The sequence below is a fragment of the Novosphingobium sp. ZN18A2 genome (genome assembly GCF_036784765.1).
GTDB lineage: Bacteria > Pseudomonadota > Alphaproteobacteria > Sphingomonadales > Sphingomonadaceae > Novosphingobium.
The window spans coordinates 1522705-1543240 of sequence record NZ_CP136651.1; the positions used below are offsets into that span (position 1 = coordinate 1522705).

A 20536-nucleotide genomic window follows, 5' to 3' on the forward strand; every position below is an offset into this window, starting at 1 on the left:
CTATGCCGCATCGCGCCCTTGCAGAACGCAGGCCATGGTTGCTTGCCAGCCTGTTTTTCGGCGTCACCTTCTGGTTCGTCTCGCAATCGGCAATGCCGGGGATTTACCAGATCGCGTGGAAGGGCGCGGGCGTGGCCATGCTTGCGGGCTATGCCTGGGCGCACCACCCCTCACGCGATGCGCACCTGCTGGCCATCGTGATGGCGCTTTCGGCAATCGGCGACATGGCGCTGGAAGTCAGGCCGGAAGCGGGAGTGGGCGCGTTCTTCCTTTCGCACCTTGCCGCGATCGCACTTTATGCACGGCACAGGCGCGTGGAAACGAGTGGCAGCCAGAAGGCGCTGGCGGTGCTGCTGCTGGTGGTGGTGCCGTTGCTTGGATACATACTTCCGGTGGATCGCGGTTCGGCGAACACCGTCGCGTTTTATGCACTGGCGCTGGCGGGGATGGCGGGCATGGCATGGACCAGCAGCTTTCCGCGCTATCGCGTGGGGCTGGGCGCGCTGATGTTCGTGGCAAGCGATCTGCTGATCTTCGCGAAACTCGGCCCGCTGGCCGATGCGCGGTTGCTGACCTGGCCGATCTGGCCGCTCTATTATTTCGGCCAGTTCCTGATCGCCACCGGTGTGATCGGCGCTTTGCGCAAGGCGGGCGAATTCAGCGCAGAATAAGGACGGGGCGGACCGAAACGTGCACGTGTTGCGAAGCGCTGATTTCAGCCGCGAAGGCCAGGAAATATCAAGGCAAATGCAACCCGGCGCGTGCCTGTTATCCAGCGGGTGGAAGGATGATCTCGCCCGCGTCGTCATAGCGCAGCGGGCCATAGGCGATCACCGCGGAAAGCGGCAAGGCCGCATAAATGTGCGGGAAAAGCGCGCCCCCGCGCGATACTTCCCATTTCACCGCTTGGCCCAGCACGGGCAGGTCAACCGCGACTAGGTGCAGGTTTTCCTGCCCGGCGAAGTGTTTCCCGATCGTTCCGGCAAGCTGGTCTTCGGTGGACAGGTGGATGAACCCGTCTGCCAGGTCGACGGGCGCGCCCTTGAAAACGCCCTCGTGTTCAAGCGTGTCCATCTGGTCTGCGGTCAGCACTTTCCAGGCAACAGTCGGGTGCGGTCTGGTCATGGCGATGCGGCTATCGTTGTGCGGTGGAGTTCGCGCCGGTGGCCTTCATAGCCGCCGGTCGCGCAGTGGAGAACGGATCGGTTGTCCCACATCAGCAGCATATCGGGCTCCCACTTGTGGCGATAGACGAAGCGTTCGCTGCCCTGCCATTCCTGCAAGTCTTTCAAGAGCGCGATGGCATCGCCCTGCGCCTTCCCTTCGATGCCGATGATATAGCCAAGCGTGGAAAAGAACCCGCGCCGCCCGGTTTCGGGATGTGCGGGAACAAGCGGATGCGTCCGCGCTTCCATCGCCGCGTCACCGGGGCGGATGTCCATGCTGCGCCCCTTGTCCCTATCGCCGTATGTGCCGTCTGGCGCATAGGCGAGGCGGGCCGAATGGATTGCCACCAGTTCGCCCAGATCGGCCTTGCGCGCATCGGAAAGGGCATCCCATGCGGCATGCTGGTTCGCGAACAGCGTATCTCCGCCTTCTGGCGGTATGTCTATCGCCAGAAGGCAGGTGCCGGCCGGCGGACGTGCCTGAAAGCTCCAGTCCGAATGCCAGTTCTCCGCAAAGATCGGGCTCGTCTCGTCTGCCTCCCGGCGAATCGCGGCGATGTGCGCCCGTCCGGGAATCGGAGCAAAGAACGGATCCTCGCCAAAGCCGCCGAACGCCAGCGTAAAGCGTTCAAGCGCGTCGTCGTCCATCGTCTGGCCGGGGAAGGCGAGAACGTGGTGCGCAAGCCACGCCTTGCGGATTTCGGCAACCGTTCCGGGATCGAGCGGCGCGGCAAGGTCGACGCCGGTTACGCGCGCTCCGCACGCCGCCCCCGACGGTTCGACCCTGATCGCCATCAGTCTTCGCCGCCGCTTTCGGGTGGTTGCTCGCCAGCCTGCGGCTGGTCCGGCGTCGCCACTTCGTCGGCTTCCACCTCGTCCGCGGTTTCCTCGGCAAGGCGCACCGCGCTGACCACCTTTTCGCCGTCGGCCACGTTGAACAGCCGAACGCCTGCAGAACCGCGCCCGATCACGCGCAGCGATTCGAGCGGCAGGCGGATCAGCTTGGCCTGATCGGTCACAAGCATCAGTTGTTCGGCCTGCGTGGCCGGGAAGCTGGCGACGACAGGGCCGTTGCGGTCGATGTTGTCGATGTTGGTGATGCCCTGGCCGCCGCGTCCGGTGCGGCGGTATTCATAGGCTGACGAGAGCTTGCCGTATCCGTTCGCGCAAACCGTAAGGATGAACTGTTCGCGCCCGGCGAGGAGCGCGAACCGTTCCTGGTCCGCCATCTCGCCTTCCTTTTCGGGCTTCCACGGGGCGAAGCGCAGATATTCCTCGCGCTCTTCCTGGTCACGCATACCGCCGCGATGGAGGATGGAGAGAGAGATTACTTCGTCGTCGCCCTTCAGTGTCATGCCGCGCACACCGGTTGAGGTGCGGCTGGTGAACTCGCGCACGTCGTCGCCCGCGAAGCGGATTGCCTTGCCGTTGCGCGTTGCCAGCAGCACGTCGTCCGTCGCTTCCAGCAGAGCGACGCCGATCAGGCGGTCTTCGCTGTCTTCTTCGAACTTCATCGCATACTTGCCGTTCGACGGGATGTTGGCGAAGGCGTCCATTGAGTTGCGGCGCACGCTGCCTTTGGCGGTGGCGAAAACGACGCTCAATGCGCCCCATTCATCCTCGTCTTCCGGCAGCGGCAGCACCGTGGCAATCGTCTCGCCCTGGTCGAGCGCGGGAAGCATGTTCACCACCGGCCGACCGCGCGTGGCGGCGCCGCCTTCGGGCAGGCGCCACACTTTCATGCGATAAACCTTGCCGGCCGTGGAGAAGAACAGCACCGGCGTGTGGGTGGAGGCAACGAACATCGTCGCCACCGCGTCCTCGTCTTTCGTGGCCATCCCGGCACGGCCCTTGCCGCCCCGGTTCTGCGCGCGGAAGGTGGAAAGCGCGGTGCGCTTTATATATCCGTCGAGCGTGATGGTGACGACCATGTCCTCACGCTCGATAAGGTCTTCGTCCTCGATGCCGTCGGCCGCGGGCGCGATTTCGGACAGGCGCGGCGTGGCGAAAAGTTCGCGCACTTCGGCCAGTTCCTGCTTCATCACCGCGTAGAGCTTCTGGCGGTCAGCAAGGATTTCAAGGTACTCGCGGATCGCGGCGGCCAGGCCTTCCAACTCGTCACCGATCTCGTCCCGGCCCAGCGCGGTCAACCGGTGGAGCCGCAGGTCGAGGATCGCGCGGACCTGCGTTTCCGACAGGCGATAGACGCCGCCTTCCTGCTCCTCGTTCAACTCGATCGCTTCGACGAGGCGGATATATTGCGCGATCTCGCCCACCGGCCATTCGCGTTCGAGCAGGCGTTCGCGCGCGATGGCAGGGTTGGCCGATCCGCGAATGATCGCCACCACCTCGTCAAGGTTGGTTACCGCGATCACCAGGCCCAACAAGATGTGCGCCCGGTCGCGCGCCTTGTTCAGTTCGAACTTGGTGCGCCGCGTGATCACTTCCTCACGGAAGTGAACGAAGCTTTCGATGATGTCCTTCAGGCCAAGGACTTCGGGCCGCCCGCCGCGGATCGCCAGCATGTTTGCCGGGAAGTTCGATTGCGCGGGCGTGTTGCGCCACAACTGGTTGAGCACGACTTCGGGCGTTGCATCGCGCTTCAGGTCGACAACCACGCGCACGCCTTCGCGGTTCGATTCGTCGCGGATGTCGGCGATGCCTTCGATCCGCTTGTCCTTGGCAGCCTCGGCGATCTTTTCGACGAGGCCCGACTTGCCCACCTGATAGGGAATGGAGGTCAGCACGATGGAGCGGCGATCGCCCCGGCCTTCCTCGATCACATGGCGCGCGCGCATGATGATGGAGCCGCGGCCCTCGCTATAGGCCTTGCGCGCGCCGGACTGGCCCAGGATCAGCGGTGCTGTGGGGAAATCCGGTCCGGGGATGATCTCCATCAGCTCTTCAAGGCTGATCAGCGGGTTTTCGATCCAGGCCAGGCAACCGTCGATCACTTCGCCCAGGTTGTGCGGCGGAATGTTGGTGGCCATGCCCACCGCGATGCCGCCCGCGCCGTTGACCAGCAGGTTGGGAAAACGCGCGGGAAGCACCGTCGGCTCCGCGCGCGAACCATCATAGTTGTCGGCAAAATCGACGGTATCCTTGTCGAGATCGTCGAGAAGGTAGTTGGCGGCCTTTGCCAGACGCGCTTCGGTATAGCGCATCGAGGCCGGCGGATCGGGGTCCATCGAGCCGAAGTTGCCCTGGCCATCGACCAGCGGCAGGCGCATCGACCACGGCTGCGTCATTCGCGCGAGCGCGTCGTAGATCGCAGCGTCGCCGTGCGGGTGATAGTTGCCCATCACGTCGCCCACGATCTTGGCGCTCTTGCGATAGGGCCGCCCGGCGACGAAGCCGCCTTCCTGGCTGGCGAACAGGATCCTGCGGTGGACCGGCTTCAAACCGTCGCGCACGTCGGGCAGCGCGCGGCTCACGATCACGCTCATCGCGTAATCGAGATAGCTGGTCTTCATCTCGTCGACGATGTCGATCCGCTGGATTTCAGGGTCTCCGCCCGGTGCGGGAGGATCGATGATGTCGGTGTCGTCGCTCACTTCGTCGGCTTTTTCGCTCTGTTGTCGGGAATGCTCCCCGCCCTAGGACACATTGGCAGCCAAGGCCAGCAATGCGCGCCCAAACCGGCGTATCTGTCGGCAGTTTTCCACATTTCGGCCCATCGGCGGCCTCAACTGCCTGAATGGACGCCCCACGATCCATTCAAAGCGCGTTCACCGGCAATTTCCTATCAGGGTCGCGGTTGCCAAACGGGCGTTTAGGCGGCAGTAGCGCATGCGCCCACTTGGTGAGAGGACCGGCGTAAAGCAGGGGGCTGTCCCGCGCGTCGCGTTCCGGGTCGAACAGGAGAATTTCATGAAGCGCGCAACTTTCGCAAACATCGGCAAGGCTGGCGCCGCCCGCGCCGCACTCGCCGTTGCCCTCAGTACCGGTCTTGCGGCAGGCGGGCTGGCAGTCAGCGCCGTGCCCGCGATGGCCAAGGACAAGAAGGAAGAAAGCAAGTCGCCCAAGATCTCGGCCGGGTTCCGCAAGATCGCGGCGCCGCTCAGTGCCGCTCTGGGCAAGGCGAAGGACAAGCCCGAGGTGAAGGCCGCGGGTGACGATCCGGCCAAGCTTGGTGCCGCCCTTGCCGACGAAAAGGCGATGGTGAACCAGGCCTTCACCGCCGCCACTTCGCCCGACGACCAGTTCGTTGCCGGCCAGTTCGCCGTGAACCTGGGCGGCCTGGCGAAAGACCCCGCGCTTCAGCGCAAGGGTCTGAAGGCGATGCTGGAAAGCGGTTTTACCCCGGCGGCCGAAGTGCCGAAGTACAGCTATTTCGTCGGTTCGCTCGCTTTCCAGGCGAAGGATTACGCCGAAGCCGAGCAATACCTGCAAAAGGCGATCGACGGCGGCTATACCGACAGCAACGCCGGCGCCCTGCTGGCCGAAGCGTATTTTGCCGATAACAAGACCCAGCAGGGTCTCGACGCGCTCAAGACCTCGATCGACGCGCATGCCGCTGCCGGCAAGCCCGCTCCGGCCGCGTGGTACAGCCGCGGCATCAGCATGGCCTACACGGCGAAGCTTGGACCGCAGGCGGTCGATTGGTCGCAGATGATGGTCAAGGCCTATCCGTCGGCGATCAACTGGCTCAACGCCGGGCAGGTGACGCGCGAATTCGCTTCGCCGGAATTCACCAGCCAGGAATCGCTCGACCTCGGCCGCCTGCTGCTTCGCACCGGCGCGCTGAAGAACGATCCCAAGTACACCGAGCGGGAATACGTGGAATACGTGCAGGCCGCCGACCCCCGCCGCCTACCCGGTGAGGTGGTCAAGGTGATCAACGACGGTATCGCCAATGGCGCGCTTCCGGCCAACGATACATTCGTTGCCGATTCGCTGAAGGAAGCCAAGGGTCGCATACCTGCGGACAAGGCTTCGCTTCCCGGTCTTGAAAAGGACGCCCGTTCGGCCGCCAATGGCGTAACCGCGATGGCTGCCGGCGATGCCTACCTTTCATACGACATGCCGGCGAAGGCCGCCGATATGTATCAGCTCGCGCTCACCAAGGGCGGCGTGGAGACCGAGCGTGTCGAAACACGCCTCGGGATCGCCCAGGTGGACGAAGGCAAGTATGACGATGCCAAGGCGACGTTCGCCAAGATCACCGGCCCGCGCAAGACGCTGGCCGCGCTCTGGACGATCTATGCCAACCAGAAGGCTTCGGGCGGAGCCGCTCCCGCTGCCGAAGCGGCCACTCCGGCAAGCTGACAGGCGGCCGCATCCGCCCAAACGGGCGTTGCGCGCGAATGAATCGGGCGGTCCCTTGCGGGGCCGCCCTTTTCGTATCTGTGCCTTGGATGGTTCGGCCGGTGCCTGAACAGCGGAATGGTACCAGCAGGGCGCACAATTAAAGTCGCAGCGCGGCGTGCCTGTTCCGAGACCGCTCTAAAGCGGTTAGTCCGGTCTGTTGGTGGCCTGTTACGAAACCGGCACGAGCGTGGACTCGATCACTTCGTCGCCGACACCGCGCATCTTCGAGATCAGGGCAAGCAATGATTGCTGCTCATCGGGTGTCAGTCGCGCATTCATTTGCGCTTCGTGGTGTGCAACCACCGCGCGCGCGCGCTCAAGAGCTGTCCGTCCGGACCGGGTGAGCCGCAATTGCTTGGAACGTCGATCAACCGGACTGGGGATGTATTCCAGGAAGCCGCCATTTGTCAGCGCCTTGATGAACTGATGAATCGTTGATCGTTTCAGTTTCAGGAAGCGCGCGATGTCCACCTGGTGGATTTCGCTGTTCGCGTCGGTCAGCCACAAGATCGTCACCAGCTTGGCCGTCAGCCCAAGCGGTTTGAGTTTGGGGTCCAGCGTCAAGACGGTCTGCGAATGGGCAATGCCCAGGTGCAATCCGATATTCCTGTCAAGTCCGTCCAGCTCAAGACTTCGTTCCACGTGTTTCGAACCTCCAGAATCATGCCCTGAAATGCATGGTGATACAAAGCATGGTGACACGTGGGCCTGTCCGCGTCCGACAAGACATGAACGCGTGCGGGCGGATGTCCGGTCTTCGATTTTGAACTGCATTGCGGTCGCGACGTCAAGATGACGAAGCACTCGCTCAATGTAGAGCGCATTCGCTCGTTCCAGTGCGCGTCATTCAGGTCAATACCCAATAACCGCCGTTCTGGCTTTGCGCCGTGCCCAACAGTGGCCTGCAACAGTCCGATTTCATTCGGAAATCAGAATGTCTTGCGGATGCCTGCCCACACCGTTCGGCCCGCGGGAGAGAGGAATTTCGCGTGATAGAGGAAAGGCGTTACCCCCGAGGATGTGCTTGCATGGGGGCGGGAGCCAAACAGGTTGTCGACCCCCAGACGGAGGCGGGTGCCGTTCCAAATGCGCCTGTCCGCGCCGAAAAGCCCGCTGCGACCGAAATCCACGAAGGCCGTCAGATCAATCTGCAGGCGGCCGGAAAATATGAGATGTTGTGGCGTTGACGTCGATCCGGTGGCGAAATTCCTGATGACGCTGGAGCTTTGCCATGTGGCACTGACTTCGCCGCCGAAGCCGGTTCCCACATATCCCAGCTTGCCTTTCAGGCGATTGTGCGGGCTGTTGCCGGGGTACCCCTTTGGATCTCCTGCAAGATAATCGACCGAAACCGTTTGGGCCAGCGTCAGGCGATCCCGCAAGGTCCATTCGTCCAGGATATATCCGTATAGGCGGGGGTAGGGGTGGCCGGAGCCGGATTGCCTGTAGGGGCCAAGCGGCCAGGACCAGCGTATGCCGACGTGCACGCTTTGCGTTTCCGCGCGGACGAAATTGACCGGACTGCTGTCGAACACCGCGATGCTGCCGTCACGCGCGCGGACGAAGCGATCGGGAAAGGCCAGCTGCATATCGGCGGTGGCCGACAGGAAAGCGATCGGATGGTGCGCCATCTGATCCGTGAACTCCACCGATAACGAAAGCGAACGCCTGCCCGAGTAGGGCTGATAGACAAAGCCGATCCGAAGGGTGTCATCGTCCTGCGAACGGAGGCCGGGATTTCCCTGACGCATGATAGTGGCGACCACATCCTCGCCGCGCAGGAAATCGACCAGTCGAACCCCGGAAACGAGTGTGCGCGGTGCCCAAAGCTGATTGAGGCCCGGCGCCTTTTCGTTGCGCGAAAACGATCCGTGAACGCTGACTCTGGGGATCGGCTGCCACGTGAGACTCACCGACTTGTCGAGCAATGTACCGAAATCGGAGATAGTCCGAACCTCGAACCCCGCGCCCAGCGTTACATCGCCTGCCCCGAAGGCGGGAGATGCGGCCTTGGTCAGAGGCAACTGGATAGTGGCACCCAGCCATGCGCTTTCGCGTGACAGGTCGCTTCGGGATGGCGTGACCGATCCGACTTCCGACTTTGCGCCTATCACCATCAAGCCACCGCGCAACCGCACCCACGCGGTGCCGGCCGATAGCTGGGCCAGCGGCCCGCGCGCGTCGAGATGGGCATCTCCCGAAGTCGTGATGAAGTGCGAAACATAGCGCGCGCGCGGCAGCAACAGTCCGGAGGGGATCGGGCCAAGCGGATCGGCTCCCATGTCGACGGCAAGTTGGAACGGGGCGAAATCGGGCGCAAGGTCGGCTGTGGTTTCGATCATATCGCGCTTCAGCGTGATACCGGCGTTCCAGGTCCAGCGTCCCTCCTGCCCACCCAGTTCCGCGCCGGCTTTCAGCTTGCTTGCCTGCGTGCGCTGCTCCAGCGGATCGAGCGAGCCTGAATAGCGCCGCACGACCAGACCGTCAGGAAGGGCCGGGGCGAAGATCGTTCCCGACGCAAGGCCCAGCTCGCGGTCGTTCCGGCCGAACTCTGCCGATGCGATAAGCGACAGATTGGTAAGCCCGCCAAGCGGGACGGTATATCCGGCCGATGCTTTCAGTGAACGCTTGCGTGGCAGAAGCGTGCGAAAGCGCGGGGCCGCGCGCATGAATGAAAGGTCGCTTGTCGGGATTTGCGTGCCTTGGGGGAGCGGTTCTGGTGCAAGGCCGCGATCTGCTTCGAAAAGCGGCGCATCGCGCAAGGCTGACAGATTGACGGTCAATCGCGTCGGGCCAGCGATCGAGGCATATGTCGCCTTCGCCTCTGTCTTGTCGAAGCCGCCCTCGGTTGGAACCGTTTCCGAGATGTTCAGGGTAACAGACTGAAATGAGGACCTTAAGACGATATTCAGCACGCGCGACCCCGGCCGTGCACCATAGGAAAGCGATGCGCGTTCGCCCAGCACCTCCACCCGTTCCACTGCCTCCGCAGGGATGCTCAAGATCTCCGACTTGTCGATCACGCGGCGTCCGTTGATCAGCAGGATAGGAGATGTGCCGTTGCCTGCGGTTCGCGGAGCAAGGTCGTCTATCAGCGATCCGACGGTATCGCTGCCCAGCTGGATGATTTCGTCCTCGGCCACCGTGCCATCGATCGGAAGGCTGCCGATGTCGGCATCGCTCCATTTCCGTCCCGTCACCAGGATATCTTCCTGCCCGCCTTGCGCCGCGTCGCGCGATCTGAGCGACGGCGCGGAAACGAACGGGCCTTGACCTGCGTTGGCCGCTGTCGCGTGCATTGCCACGCCGGATGACGTCGCGACGGCCAGGATGCAGAAGCAGGCGCTCATGCTCACAATGACTCGGGCAAGAGGGTAAGTCGCAGTGCGCTTGCTCAGGCCAAACCAGCCAGTCCCGGTGTGGGGCTGGCTGGCTTCGAACCCGGATGGCAGGCGCGGTTGCCGGTCTTGATCGACCGGATGGCCCCAAGCCTAGGGTTGATGGATTTCCGGCAGATGTTCGTAGATCCGGCCCGATTGGGAGTCGGTGCAAAAAGATGCGCCCGGCGGGACTTCGTACAGAAAATGGAAGCCGGGTCCGGGGCCGCCGGGCACCGCAGCGCCGCCATTGTCGCTGACCGTCGAACCCACGTCCGATGGCGGCCACGACGGGTCGGTCAACGTACCGCCCGCCACATAGTCGCGAATGACGTGCTGCCCGTGCACGTCGACGTATAGTCCGTCGACGTCGGAGCAGGTGGGTGTTCCCGCCGTCTGGGCGCTGGCCGTGCCCGCCAGGGCGAGAGCGGCGAGTGCCGCCGATGCTGCAACAAATCTCATTGGTCGTCTCCATTCTGGCTGAAATTCGGGACGCGTCTTGCGATCTTTTGATCGTCCCGGCTGCGTTCCGAGCCATTTGCGAGTGCGACCCGATCCCGGAATTGCATCGGCGCCACCCGCGAACCGTGAATTTGGCGTGAAATGCGGCTCACGCGCGCGCGGATCGTCCGAAATGGCGTTTATTTCCAAAGATCGGCGTTTGTGGCATTCTGGCTCCTATGGGAGCTTTTGCGAGGTCCACGTCGATCGCGCCCCCTTTCAAACTGAATTGGTGGGGCCGGTTCGGGCTAGTCGATTCGACGAGGTGCGATGTCACGCCCAGGGGCAAGAAGGCCCGGGCCATGATCGCATTCCTCGCCAGCCGCGCCGGTTCGCCGGTTTCGCGCGAAGCGCTTGCAGAACTGCTCTGGAGTGACGGAGACCCCGATCATTCACGAAACAGCCTTCGCAAATGCGTGCAGGAGCTTCGCCGGTTTGCATTTGGCGATACGCCCCTGTTGCGGATCGATCCCGATGCGATCCGCGTCAATGCAAGTGCGTTGTCACCGGATTCGAAAATGGAGATCGAAGCGGACAGACTGCCCACGCTCGACCATTACCGGATGGCGATCGTCGAGGGCGGCGGCGTTCTTCTGGGCGATCTCACGAATACCAGCGAGGGATTCGATGCGTGGCGGGAAGCGGAAGAACGAAGGCGATCGGCCAATCTGGTAACGGCTGCGCTGAAGGCGGCCGAAGGGAAGCTGGAAGGGGCCACCGCAACGGAAATCGGCGAAATTCGCGATCTGGTCGACAGGCTTGAGGTGATCGAAAGCCTTGACGAGCGCGTGGCCAGGCTGGGCATGAGGGTGGATGCTGCGCTTGGCGACCACTCGTTGCTGGTCCGCCGCTTCAACAGACTGGAACGCGCGTTGTGGGACGAGCTTTCGGTCGATCCGTCCAATACGACCAAACTCCTGCTTAACGAACTGCTGGACCAGACTTGCGAGCACCGGACATCTTCTGCCCGTGCCGCGCCAGACGACGGCGCGACAACGGCTGATCGGGACGTGAAAGAAACGAAGCCTGCCTCAGCGCCGTGGTTCGCGAACTGGAAACTTGCCGCGACGGGTGTCGGCGTGATCGCCTTGGCCATTGCCGCGCTGCCTGCCCTATATCCCGGCAGTTTCCAGGCGAGGGCGGCATCCAGCGTCATTTCGGTAATGCCGGCCCGCTCATCCACCGATCCCGCGCTGTCGAAGCTGTGGTCGGACAGGCTTGCATCAGATCTTGTCGATTTCGATGCGCCGGGCCTTGCGAACTTGCGCATTCGCTCTGCCGGCAATTCGCCGGAAAGGGCGGCTGACGGCTTCGTCCTGCTGGTTGACGCGAAGGCGCACGCGGGATCGGCGCGGGAAACAGAGCCTTTCGCACTCAGCCTTGTCAGCCCGCACGGCGATATTGTCTGGTCGCAAGCCTTTCCCGCTTCGCAGGCGGGGCCGGACATGTTCCGGAAACGGCTGGCTGTGATCACCGCAAAGGCGCTTATTTGCGCTCGCAAGGCCAGCAGCGAGGACGCACCGCGAAACGCGATCGCCAGTTACGTTGAGGTGTGCAGCGAACCCGGCGGGGCAGCAAGCTGGCGCAAGGTGATGCTGCTGCGTGCCATCGTTCGAGAAGCGCCGTCATTCCACCGCGCCAAAGCCGAACTGGCCCTTGAAGAAGCCATGCTTGCGCAGCAACAGATCATCGAAGCGAACGAAAAGATCGACGTGAAAACGTTGCACGACGCGGCTTCCGCGCACGTGGCCGCTGCCCAGGCGGGGGATGCGGGGCCGGGGGCGATCTTTCTTGCGAAAGCAATTCTCTTGCATCTGGACGCGCCGAAGGATCTTGTCGGCGAGGAGGCGCTTTTGCGGCAGGGCGTGGATGCCGATCCGGGATATGCGCCCCTGAGGGCGGAATATTCGCGCTTCCTGTGGTCTGTGGGGCGGGTGAGGGGTGCTGTCGACGCCGCGCGCGAGGCACGTGACCTCGATCAGTTCGCGCCTTCCCTGCAAGGCAATCTCGCATTCCTGCTTATCCATGCGGGGCGGACGGACGAGGCGCTTGCCGTTTTGAACCATGCCGAATCCATCTGGCCCGATGCACCGTCCGTCACGGATGCAAGAGTTTCGTATGACCTGCGATATGGCGATGCGGCGAAAGTGCTGCCAATCCTGAGTGACGGAACGTCATGGAAGCGGGCGATGCGCGCCTATGTTCTTGCCCGGTCGGCCCCCACAAGCGAGAATATTGACCGGGCCGTGAAGCTCCTTGACGAACAATACCGACTGATGCCGTTTACCGCCTGGAACTATATCCAGGTGTTGGGCCAGTTCGGCCGCTCCGACGAGGCGTTCGACCTGATAGACCATACGGATGTCAGAGACATCTCCATAGATACCACGATATATTTTCGAAGATTCATGAAGCCGCTTCAACGCGACCCGCGTTTCCTGAAGCTCGCCGCCCGGTCCGGCCTGCTGGCCTATTGGCAGGAAAGCGGCCAGTGGCCCGATTTCTGCTTCGAAGCGGATCTTCCCTACGATTGTCGGCAGCGTGAGACCGAAACATAGGAAACGGCGGCACATCGCGCGACCGCCATTTCCCGGGCCGGAAATGTTCAGAACCGCAAGGTCAGTCCGGCCCTTCCTTGCACGTAGTTATAGTTTGGCCCGCCCGTGATGGAATCGTTGGTGTAGGTAATTTCCGCGAAGGCATCGATTTTCCTCGACGAACGCGGGCTCTCTACGCGTAACTGGGCGAATCTGGCCGACGTCCATCCCCCTCCGGTGGTATTCTGCGCGCCGAAGCCGCCGGCTGCGAGATACATCCATCCATTGGCATCGAACCTGCGCACCTGCAGGATCGGCAAGGCGCGAACGAAATTTTCCGGCGAGAAATAGTCGAACTCGTTTGGCGCGGTCGAGTGGTAGTATTGCACGTAAAGCTGCGCGCTGAGGCCCGCGTCCGGCTTGATTACGTGAACGTATCGTCCGCGCAGGTGAAGGCGTTCGTTCCTGCCAGAGAATTTCTGCACGCCTGCCACGACGGCAAAGGTGTTTCTGTCATTGATCGGGATGTCCGTCGATGCGCCGACGAAGGTATAGTAAATCGGGCGGGTTAATCCCTGCTCCGTTTCGACGATGTCGCGCTCTACGAAAATGCTGCGGGACCAGTCCGCCTTGCGCAGTTCCGCGCTGCCAAGGACCGTATGCCCGTCCGTGCCGACCCTCGCGCGCCAGCGCCAGTCCGCGTTCAGGCTGTCCGCAAGGTCCAGATAAACGCGATCGGCTACCCTGGCCCGGCCGCGAGCGGGGCTGAACCACGCGTGTTCGACAGCGATCCCCGCATATTTGTCTTTGCCTTCGAAGTTCCACAGGGCGCGCCCAAGCACCTTGATCACATCGGTTCCGTCGGAATCCGTGCTGGCCGAGACTTCGAGGCCCGCAGCGGGACTTGGGCCTGTGCCGTCTTGTGCAACTGTCTGTGCGAGCGCCGGGCCTGCCCAGATCGCAGACGCGGCCAGGGCCGCCACAAGGGTAACGCCAGGGTAGCGCGCGGCGCGGATCATTTCGTATCCCAGTTCTTGCGAAGGCCGAACAACTCGGCAAGGTATCCCCACACGCAGACCGGTTGCATCAGAAGGCTGTAGCCCAGCGCATAGAAGAGGAATCCGCCGGGATTCTTGCGTATGACAAGCCCCTCGCGCCGATAGACGTTCGATTGGATGCGGAAGATGATCCCGTTCCACAGGATCGTAAGCGGCAGGACGGCGATGGTCAGCGGCCCGGCAATGTAGAAATAGCCGAAGCAGGCCAGGATCAGGCCCGGCATGAAGATCAGCGTATAGACAAGGTCGAGCGGCAGGAAGCACACGTTCCACCAGACGAAGAGCGTGGACATGCGCGCCTTGAACAGCAGCGGCCAGTGCGCCTTGAATGCCTCCATCAGGCCGCGTGACCAGCGTTTGCGTTGCAACGCGAATTGCCGAAGCGTTGTGGGGACATTGGTGAAGGCAAGCGCGTCGTCCGCGTAGCCGATCCGGTAATTGCGGCGCAAAAGCGCCCAGGACAGGACGATGTCCTCACCCACGCATTCGGGCCAGCCCCCCACATCTTCCAGCGCCTTTCGGCGATAGATCGAGAATGCGCCCTGCGCGACAAGGGTGCCGTGATACATTCCCTGCATGCGCTTTACGGATGCGATGCCGTGGAAATAGTCCCACTCCTGCGCCCGGCAGAGAAAATTCTCTCGTGAATTGCGAACCATTACCGCGCCGGCAACGGCTTGTGTGTCGGGCGGATCGGAAAAGAGCCGTTCGACGAGCTTGCGCAATCCGTCCTTCTTCACCCAGGAATCGCCGTCTATCGTGAGGATCAGGTCGTGGCTGGCTTCGCGCAGGCCATCGTTCAGAACGGCCGATTTTCCGCGATTGACGCCAAAATCGATGATCCGGACCGTCATGTTCGCGCCGAATTCCAGGCTGGCGATCGTCTCGGAACCGATCTCTACCGTCCTGTCGGTCGAACCGTCGTTAAGAACAAGGATTTCAACCGGCCCGGCATAGTCCTGCCGCGAAAGGCTGATCAGCGTATCGCGGATCGCGGCTTCCTCATTGTAGGCGGCAACCAGGATGGTTGCGCCCGGACACGTGCGCAGCGCGACGCGGGGAGGCCGCCTGTCGAGCAGGAGCGTCGACAGGAGGAAGGCATTCATGAAGCCGGGAACATAGGCGATAAAGGTGATCGCAATCACCGCGAACACGATGCCCGCGACACTTGCGAGCTCATGCAGCCACGGGAACGAAAGCCACACGCTCATCGTCGTCCACGCGACCGCAAAAAGGCAGGCGACCACGAACTTCGCTTTGAGGAATAGATACATGCTCTTGCCGTGCCCCGGTTCGGGGCTGGACGGATCGTGCTCGCCACCAGGACGCACTTCGCGCGTCTCTGAGCCGGACGGATCTATGCGCTGAAAGAACATCCTGCGCGCTTAGACCCGGTTCGGATGATATTTGGTTAACGCGCGCCTATGTTGTCGTTACGTATCATCGGACGAAGCCCGTGCGGCGAGTCCCGAAAAGACAGCACCTTTGTCCTCGCGGATAGCGCCGATAGCGTAGGACTACGCATCATGGGCGTACCGAAGCATTAGCCATCTTCGCGTTAATGGCAGCGTATGTCCTTAATTGTTCAGACCGATCGGCGGCGTGAGCGTGCCAGCGGCTTCCGGTTGCCGCGTTCGGTCGTCTTCCAGATTCCGGCTTCACTGGCCGCGCCTGTCCTTGCCGCGATTGCGGCGTTGACCGTAACAGCCGACTACCTTTTCCCTCGCGACGTCTGGCTTGGGCCGGTCTATTTCCTGTTGGCCGCATTCGCCGCGTGGTTCGTGAACTGCCGCTTTTCCATTGCGCTTGGCGTAATTGTCCTTTCGGTCAACGGGCTGACCGGCAATCACAGCACCTACCCTTACGGTCCGCATTCCTTTGTCTTGAACTATGCGTTGAAACTGTTCTGCGTGATGGCGGTGGCCGTGATGCTCGGCCTGGCACGCAGGGCGCTTGAGCGGGAATGGCAGCTGGCCAGGACGGACCCGTTGACCGGCGCCCTGAACCGGCAAGCGTTCTTCGAAATTATTGAGGCAGCCACCGGCAGGAAAGGTCCGGCGATCCTTGCGTTCGCGGATGTCGACGGATTGAAGCGCCTGAATGACGAGAAGGGCCATGAACTTGGCGACAAGGGGCTTCGCGATTTCGCAAACCGCGTAACGGATACGATCCGGCAGAATGACCTCTTCGCCAGAATCGGCGGGGACGAATTCGTCATTTTCATGAAAGTGAAGGATGAAAGGGCTGCAAGAACAGTCGCCAACCGTTTGAATCAAAACCTGAACTCTTCCCCTGGCCTGGATGAGGCCGCCCTGAAATGCAGTTTGGGCATCCTGTTCCTGGCTGGCGGATCGAGCTCGATCGACGCCGAACTGAAGCTGGCGGACAAGCTGATGTATTCGGCGAAGCGCGTTCGGGCCGGCTATCTTATGGCGACCGCGCAACAGATGAACGGTCGGGACAGCCTGTCCCCGGCTTTGGAGACGGCGCTGCCTGCCAATCTCAACTCCGTAATCCGGCAAAGGGACGGCGGCATGATCGCCCATCCCGGGATCGATCCGACGCCAGGCGAAAGTGCGCTTGCGAAGATTTCGGCGGTTTGATCTGCTTCTACGGGTGGAGCCATCCGGTTTGACGTGACGGGTTCTTTGCCCGCGTCCCGCCCAGCAACGTGGTAAGCCCGAAATTCCCCGGAATTGGAATGCCCTGTCGAGCAGAAGGCAATGCCTTGCGTTGAAAATACGCAAAAGTTTCATGGCGGGTTTCCCTTTCAGTCTCGTTTCTAGACGCAGAAGGGCGCGCGGACATGCGGAACCGGCTTTCGGTGGAACCGGACAATCGGGTTTCGCGCCTTTCCGATCATAACCGGAAATCCGGGGCAGGCTGGGGGATGGAGCGGGCTTTTCCTGCTCTGGATGTCGGAGGCTCACTTGTGCCCGACAGGGCGAAACGGGGAGTCACGATCATGACCAGAACGCTCAGAACCAGGTTGCGCATCGGTGCTTCGCTTGCGCTTGCGCTTTGCGCCGACCTTGCATTCGCGCCGACTTCTGCCTTTGCACAGGAAAAGGCCGAAGGCGCGGATCGCGGCAACGCGCCCGCTGCCGAGATTGTCGTGACCGGGAGCCGCATTTCCGAAGCCGACAAGGCGATCGGCACCGACGAAGTGACCGCCACTGTCGCGGTGACGCGCAAGGCGCTGCTTTCCGCGCCGTCCGGCGTGTCGGGCCTCAAGATGCTTGAGCAGCTTCCCGGTTTCAACGTGCAGACCGACGGATCGCTGGGCCTCTATGAGTTCGGCAACAGCGTGCACGTGCGCGCGTTCGACCTGTCGCAGATCGGCTTCGTCCTCGATGGCGTGCCGCTTGGCCGCAGCGATGCCTTCGGCGGCAGCCCGGTATTCCGCTATGTCGATAACGAGAACCTGGGCAGCGTGGTCGCTTCGGTGGGCGCTGGCGATGTCAGTATGCCCAGTTATGACTCGCTGGGGCCGGTCGTTGCCTACAACTCTATTGAACCTCAAGAAGACCTTGGCCTGTTCGTGTCGCAAAGCTTTGGCGATTTCGGCATGAAGCGGACGTTCATCCGGCTTTCGACCGGGCGCATCGGGCCGTTCAAGGCCTATGTCAGCCGCACCAAGCTGGACAGCGACCTGTGGCGCGGGGCGGGCGGCGTGCACCGCGAGCACTGGGAAGCGATTGCTCATGCCGACATCGGCAGTTCCAGCTGGTTGCGGCTGAAATTCGTGTCGAACGACTTCAATGACAACGATTCGCCGTTCCTTTCGCTTGCCGGATATACGTCGGGAACCGACCTTGGCGGCAAGAGCGGGCGCTGGCAGGGCTATATCGACGTGCCGCCACCCACTACGCCGGGTTTCACGTCCACCGTCGCGGGTGTGGACTATTCCAATTCCAACTATACCTACACCTATCCGCTGGCGATCAATATCCGGCACGACCGGCTCTATGCGGCAACGCTCCACGGCGGCATCACGGACAACTTCAGCGCGGAATCGACGCTGTATTGGGAGCATAAGGCCGGGTTCGGCGTGTCGCCGGACAGCTATGCCAACAGCCTTGGTCTCTATAGCCGCGAAGCCGCCTATGGCCTGCCGGTCACGGCGCCCAAGGGCGTGCAATACGGCAAGTCGGGCGTGCCGGGGGATCGCTATGGCATCACCGCAAAGCTGAGCTGGGAATGGGGAATCCAGTCGATTGAGGCGGGTATCTGGGCCGAGACTGACAAGTACCACCGCACCCAGCTTCGCCTGAATACGACGGACGGATCGCCGGCAAGCCCCGCAACTGACGAAGCCGTCTATCTGCGCCGCGACTATCATTCGAAGCGCGACACGACCCAGTTGTTCTTGCGCGACCGGATCAAGTTTATGGACGATCGTCTGATTGCCGATCTTGGCGTCAAGGCGCTGAACCTCGACTACACGCTGAACGGCTATCGCGACTATGCCGACTATTTCCCGTACTATGCGGGGCAGACCGCGGCATACGGGCCGGGCGTCGGTTCCGCGCATTACAGCGACTTTTTCCTGCCGACCGCGGGCCTGCTGTTCAAGCTGGACCAGCGGACCCAGTTCTTCGCATCTTACGCAGAGAACATGGCCCTGCCGCGCGGCATGGACGACATCTTCTCCACCACGCTGAGCAGCACGTCGGCCTTCGTCCCCGCGCCCACGCCCGAACGGTCGCGCAATTTCGAGCTGGGCGTGCGAACCAACCAGTCGCAGTTTTTCGCTTCGCTGGCGTTCTATTACACCCGCTTCAGCAACCGCATCCAGCAACTGGCGGTGCCGCTGCCCGGATCGAGTGGCGCGACCGAAAGCTATTACGTGAACGTCGGTCGGGTGAAATCCTATGGCGCAGAATTCGCCGGGACATACAAGCCCGCGTTCCTGAACGGGCTGGCCTATGCCAACCTGAACGTGACCTACAACGTCGCGAAATACATGGACAACATGCCGGATGGTACGCCGTCTGCGGATCACTACGTGGTTGACAGCCCGAAGTGGCTTGTTTCGGGCGGTGTGACGGTGGAGCCCGCGCCGTGGCTGGTGGCGAACTTTTCGGGTAAATACACCGGCAAGCGCTATGCCGACGTGACCAATTACGAACCCATCGCGGTGCGGCCCTATACGGTGTTCAATGCCTACGTTGATATCGGTGAGGGTATCCAGGTCGGCCCGCTCAAAAGCGTGAAGGCGCGCATCAATGTCGACAACGTGTTCGACAAGGATATCCTTTCGTTTATCCTGCCGCTGGCACCGCAGTTCGCCTATTACCGGCCGCTGTCGCCGCGCACGTTCCAGTTTACTATTTCCGCGGAGTATTGAATTTGGCCCGACACGTTCGTTCGTTGCTGGCGGGAGCGGCCCTGCTGCTCCCGCTTCAGGCCGCGCAGGGGTCTGACGGGCAGGTTCCGCCCGACGTCATGGCCTTCCAGCGCCAGATGATCACGCTCGACACGCATCTGGATACGCCCGCTTCGCTGGACCGGCCGGGCTGGTCGATCATGGACCGGCATGACGTTCATGCCGACTATACCCAGGTCGACCTGCCACGGATGAAGCAGGGAGGGCTGGATGGCGGGTTCTGGGCGATTTACACGCCGCAAGGACCGCTGGACACCGCTGATTATGAACGGGTTCGCGATTTCGCGGTGATGCGCGGAATGTCCATCCGCATGATGGTTGCCGCGCACCCCGACCAGTTCGAACTGGCACTGAAGGCTGGCGATGCCGCGCGGATCAATGCCGAGGGCAAGCGCATCGTCTATATGAGCATTGAGAACGCCTATCCGCTGGGAGAGGATGTTTCGCTGCTCAAGCTGTTTTACGAGATGGGCGTGCGCGAAACGGGCTTCGCGCATTTCCGCAACAACCAGTTTGCTGACAGTTCGACTGACCCCGACGGGCCGAAATGGCATGGACTGAGCCCGCTCGGCTTCAAGCTGCTGGCCGAAGCGAACAGGCTGGGCATGATTATCGACGCTTCGCATTCCAGCGACGAGGTGCTCGACCAGTTGATCGAACATTCGACCACGCCTGTCGTGCTGTCGCATTCGGGCTGCAAGGCGATCTTCGATCATCCCCGCAATGTCGACGATGATCGTTTGCGAGCGCTTGCGGCGAAAGGCGGCGTCATCCAGATCAACAGCTATGGCTCGTACTTGCGCGCGACAATGCCTAATCCGGAACGGGCCGCGGCTTACAAGGCGCTTTTCGCGCAGATGCGCGAAGACGCAAAACTTTCGCCCGAAGCCTATTCGGAAATGCTGGCAAAACGCCGCCAGATCGACGCGGAGTATCCCGATACAGACCGGCCGACGTTCGACGATTTCATGAAGCACCTGCTTCATGCGCTGAAAGTAGTCGGGCCGGATCATGTCGGCATCGGCATGGACTGGGACGGTGGCGGCGGTGTCGTCGGGCTCGAAGATGCCAGCGGCTTGCCACGGATCACGCAGGCCCTGCTCAAGGCCGGTTACAGCCGGCAGGACATAGCGAAGATCTGGGGCGGAAATATCCTCAGGGTCATGCGACAGGTGGAGGCCGCCAAGGCCGTTTGAAG

The 20536-nt window shown here is 62.1% G+C and carries 14 protein-coding genes; 6 read left to right on the forward strand and 8 right to left on the reverse strand.

Annotated elements, in window-relative coordinates:
* Positions 1–2 precede the first annotated feature (2 nt).
* Positions 3–671: a lysoplasmalogenase gene (locus RXV95_RS07535; RefSeq protein ID WP_338468389.1), complete on the forward strand. Its 669-nt coding sequence runs from the start codon at positions 3–5 to the stop codon at positions 669–671.
* Positions 672–768: 97 nt separating this feature from the next.
* Here RXV95_RS07535 and RXV95_RS07540 read toward each other — a convergent pair whose 3' ends face one another.
* From RXV95_RS07540 to gyrA, 3 genes are read right to left on the reverse strand one after another with little or no spacing between them, the layout of a single operon-like run.
* Positions 769–1125, reverse strand: coding sequence for a DUF952 domain-containing protein (locus RXV95_RS07540; RefSeq protein WP_338468390.1), 357 nt, complete (start codon positions 1123–1125; stop codon positions 769–771).
* Entirely contained in the window at positions 1122–1961 is an 840-nt protein-coding gene (locus RXV95_RS07545) for a TauD/TfdA family dioxygenase (RefSeq protein ID WP_338468391.1), read from the reverse strand. Before RXV95_RS07545 ends, RXV95_RS07540 begins: the two co-directional genes overlap by 4 nt.
* Positions 1961–4720 carry a DNA gyrase subunit A gene (gyrA, locus tag RXV95_RS07550; RefSeq protein ID WP_338468392.1) on the reverse strand — a complete coding sequence of 920 codons (2760 nt, stop codon included), beginning with the start codon at positions 4718–4720 and terminating at the stop codon, positions 1961–1963. The genes RXV95_RS07545 and gyrA overlap by 1 nt, the downstream gene beginning before the upstream one ends.
* 316 nt (positions 4721–5036) lie before the next feature.
* Here gyrA and RXV95_RS07555 point away from each other — a divergent pair, with 316 nt between their 5' ends.
* Positions 5037–6434: a hypothetical protein gene (locus tag RXV95_RS07555; protein ID WP_338468393.1), complete on the forward strand. Its 1398-nt coding sequence runs from the start codon at positions 5037–5039 to the stop codon at positions 6432–6434.
* A gap of 210 nt (positions 6435–6644) precedes the next feature.
* Here RXV95_RS07555 and RXV95_RS07560 read toward each other — a convergent pair whose 3' ends face one another.
* The 3 genes from RXV95_RS07560 to RXV95_RS07570 form a co-directional block, all read right to left on the reverse strand.
* On the reverse strand, positions 6645–7118 hold the full coding sequence (locus RXV95_RS07560; protein WP_338468394.1) for a MarR family transcriptional regulator: 474 nt from the start codon (positions 7116–7118) through the stop codon (positions 6645–6647).
* A 287-nt stretch (positions 7119–7405) separates the two neighbouring features.
* Entirely contained in the window at positions 7406–9826 is a 2421-nt protein-coding gene (locus RXV95_RS07565) for a TonB-dependent receptor (protein ID WP_338468395.1), read from the reverse strand.
* 141 nt (positions 9827–9967) lie between these two features.
* Entirely contained in the window at positions 9968–10315 is a 348-nt protein-coding gene (locus RXV95_RS07570) for a hypothetical protein (protein ID WP_338468396.1), read from the reverse strand.
* Between the two features lie 341 nt (positions 10316–10656).
* Here RXV95_RS07570 and RXV95_RS07575 point away from each other — a divergent pair, with 341 nt between their 5' ends.
* Positions 10657–12912, forward strand: coding sequence for a BTAD domain-containing putative transcriptional regulator (locus RXV95_RS07575; RefSeq protein ID WP_338468397.1), 2256 nt, complete (start codon positions 10657–10659; stop codon positions 12910–12912).
* A 47-nt stretch (positions 12913–12959) separates the two neighbouring features.
* Here the strand turns inward: RXV95_RS07575 and RXV95_RS07580 are convergent, their stop codons facing one another.
* Together RXV95_RS07580 and RXV95_RS07585 are read right to left on the reverse strand one after the other, a co-directional pair.
* Positions 12960–13910, reverse strand: a complete 951-nt coding sequence (locus RXV95_RS07580; protein ID WP_338468398.1) for a hypothetical protein — start codon at positions 13908–13910, stop codon at positions 12960–12962.
* Positions 13907–15325, reverse strand: coding sequence for a glycosyltransferase (locus RXV95_RS07585; protein WP_338468399.1), 1419 nt, complete (start codon positions 15323–15325; stop codon positions 13907–13909). The genes RXV95_RS07580 and RXV95_RS07585 overlap by 4 nt, the downstream gene beginning before the upstream one ends.
* A gap of 381 nt (positions 15326–15706) precedes the next feature.
* Between RXV95_RS07585 and RXV95_RS07590 the strand changes: the two genes are divergently transcribed.
* The 3 genes from RXV95_RS07590 to RXV95_RS07600 all read left to right on the forward strand — a co-directional run bounded on the left by RXV95_RS07590 (position 15707) and on the right by RXV95_RS07600 (position 20534).
* Positions 15707–16552, forward strand: a complete 846-nt coding sequence (locus tag RXV95_RS07590) for a GGDEF domain-containing protein (protein WP_338468400.1) — start codon at positions 15707–15709, stop codon at positions 16550–16552.
* Between the two features lie 362 nt (positions 16553–16914).
* Positions 16915–19299, forward strand: coding sequence for a TonB-dependent receptor (locus RXV95_RS07595; RefSeq protein WP_338468401.1), 2385 nt, complete (start codon positions 16915–16917; stop codon positions 19297–19299).
* Between the two features lie 2 nt (positions 19300–19301).
* On the forward strand, positions 19302–20534 hold the full coding sequence (locus RXV95_RS07600; RefSeq protein WP_338468402.1) for a dipeptidase: 1233 nt from the start codon (positions 19302–19304) through the stop codon (positions 20532–20534).
* Positions 20535–20536: the final 2 nt, after the last annotated feature.

Bases quoted from the DNA above. Each gene is read 5' to 3' on its own strand.
- RXV95_RS07535 (WP_338468389.1), top strand. From the start codon at position 3: ATGCCGCATCGCGCCCTTGCAGAACGCAGGCCATGGTTGCTTGCCAGC.
- RXV95_RS07540 (WP_338468390.1), bottom strand. From the start codon at position 1,125: ATGACCAGACCGCACCCGACTGTTGCCTGGAAAGTGCTGACCGCAGAC.
- RXV95_RS07545 (WP_338468391.1), bottom strand. From the start codon at position 1,961: ATGGCGATCAGGGTCGAACCGTCGGGGGCGGCGTGCGGAGCGCGCGTA.
- RXV95_RS07555 (WP_338468393.1), top strand. From the start codon at position 5,037: ATGAAGCGCGCAACTTTCGCAAACATCGGCAAGGCTGGCGCCGCCCGC.
- RXV95_RS07565 (WP_338468395.1), bottom strand. From the start codon at position 9,826: ATGAGCGCCTGCTTCTGCATCCTGGCCGTCGCGACGTCATCCGGCGTG.
- RXV95_RS07570 (WP_338468396.1), bottom strand. From the start codon at position 10,315: ATGAGATTTGTTGCAGCATCGGCGGCACTCGCCGCTCTCGCCCTGGCG.
- RXV95_RS07575 (WP_338468397.1), top strand. From the start codon at position 10,657: ATGATCGCATTCCTCGCCAGCCGCGCCGGTTCGCCGGTTTCGCGCGAA.
- RXV95_RS07580 (WP_338468398.1), bottom strand. From the start codon at position 13,910: ATGATCCGCGCCGCGCGCTACCCTGGCGTTACCCTTGTGGCGGCCCTG.
- RXV95_RS07585 (WP_338468399.1), bottom strand. From the start codon at position 15,325: ATGTTCTTTCAGCGCATAGATCCGTCCGGCTCAGAGACGCGCGAAGTG.
- RXV95_RS07595 (WP_338468401.1), top strand. From the start codon at position 16,915: ATGACCAGAACGCTCAGAACCAGGTTGCGCATCGGTGCTTCGCTTGCG.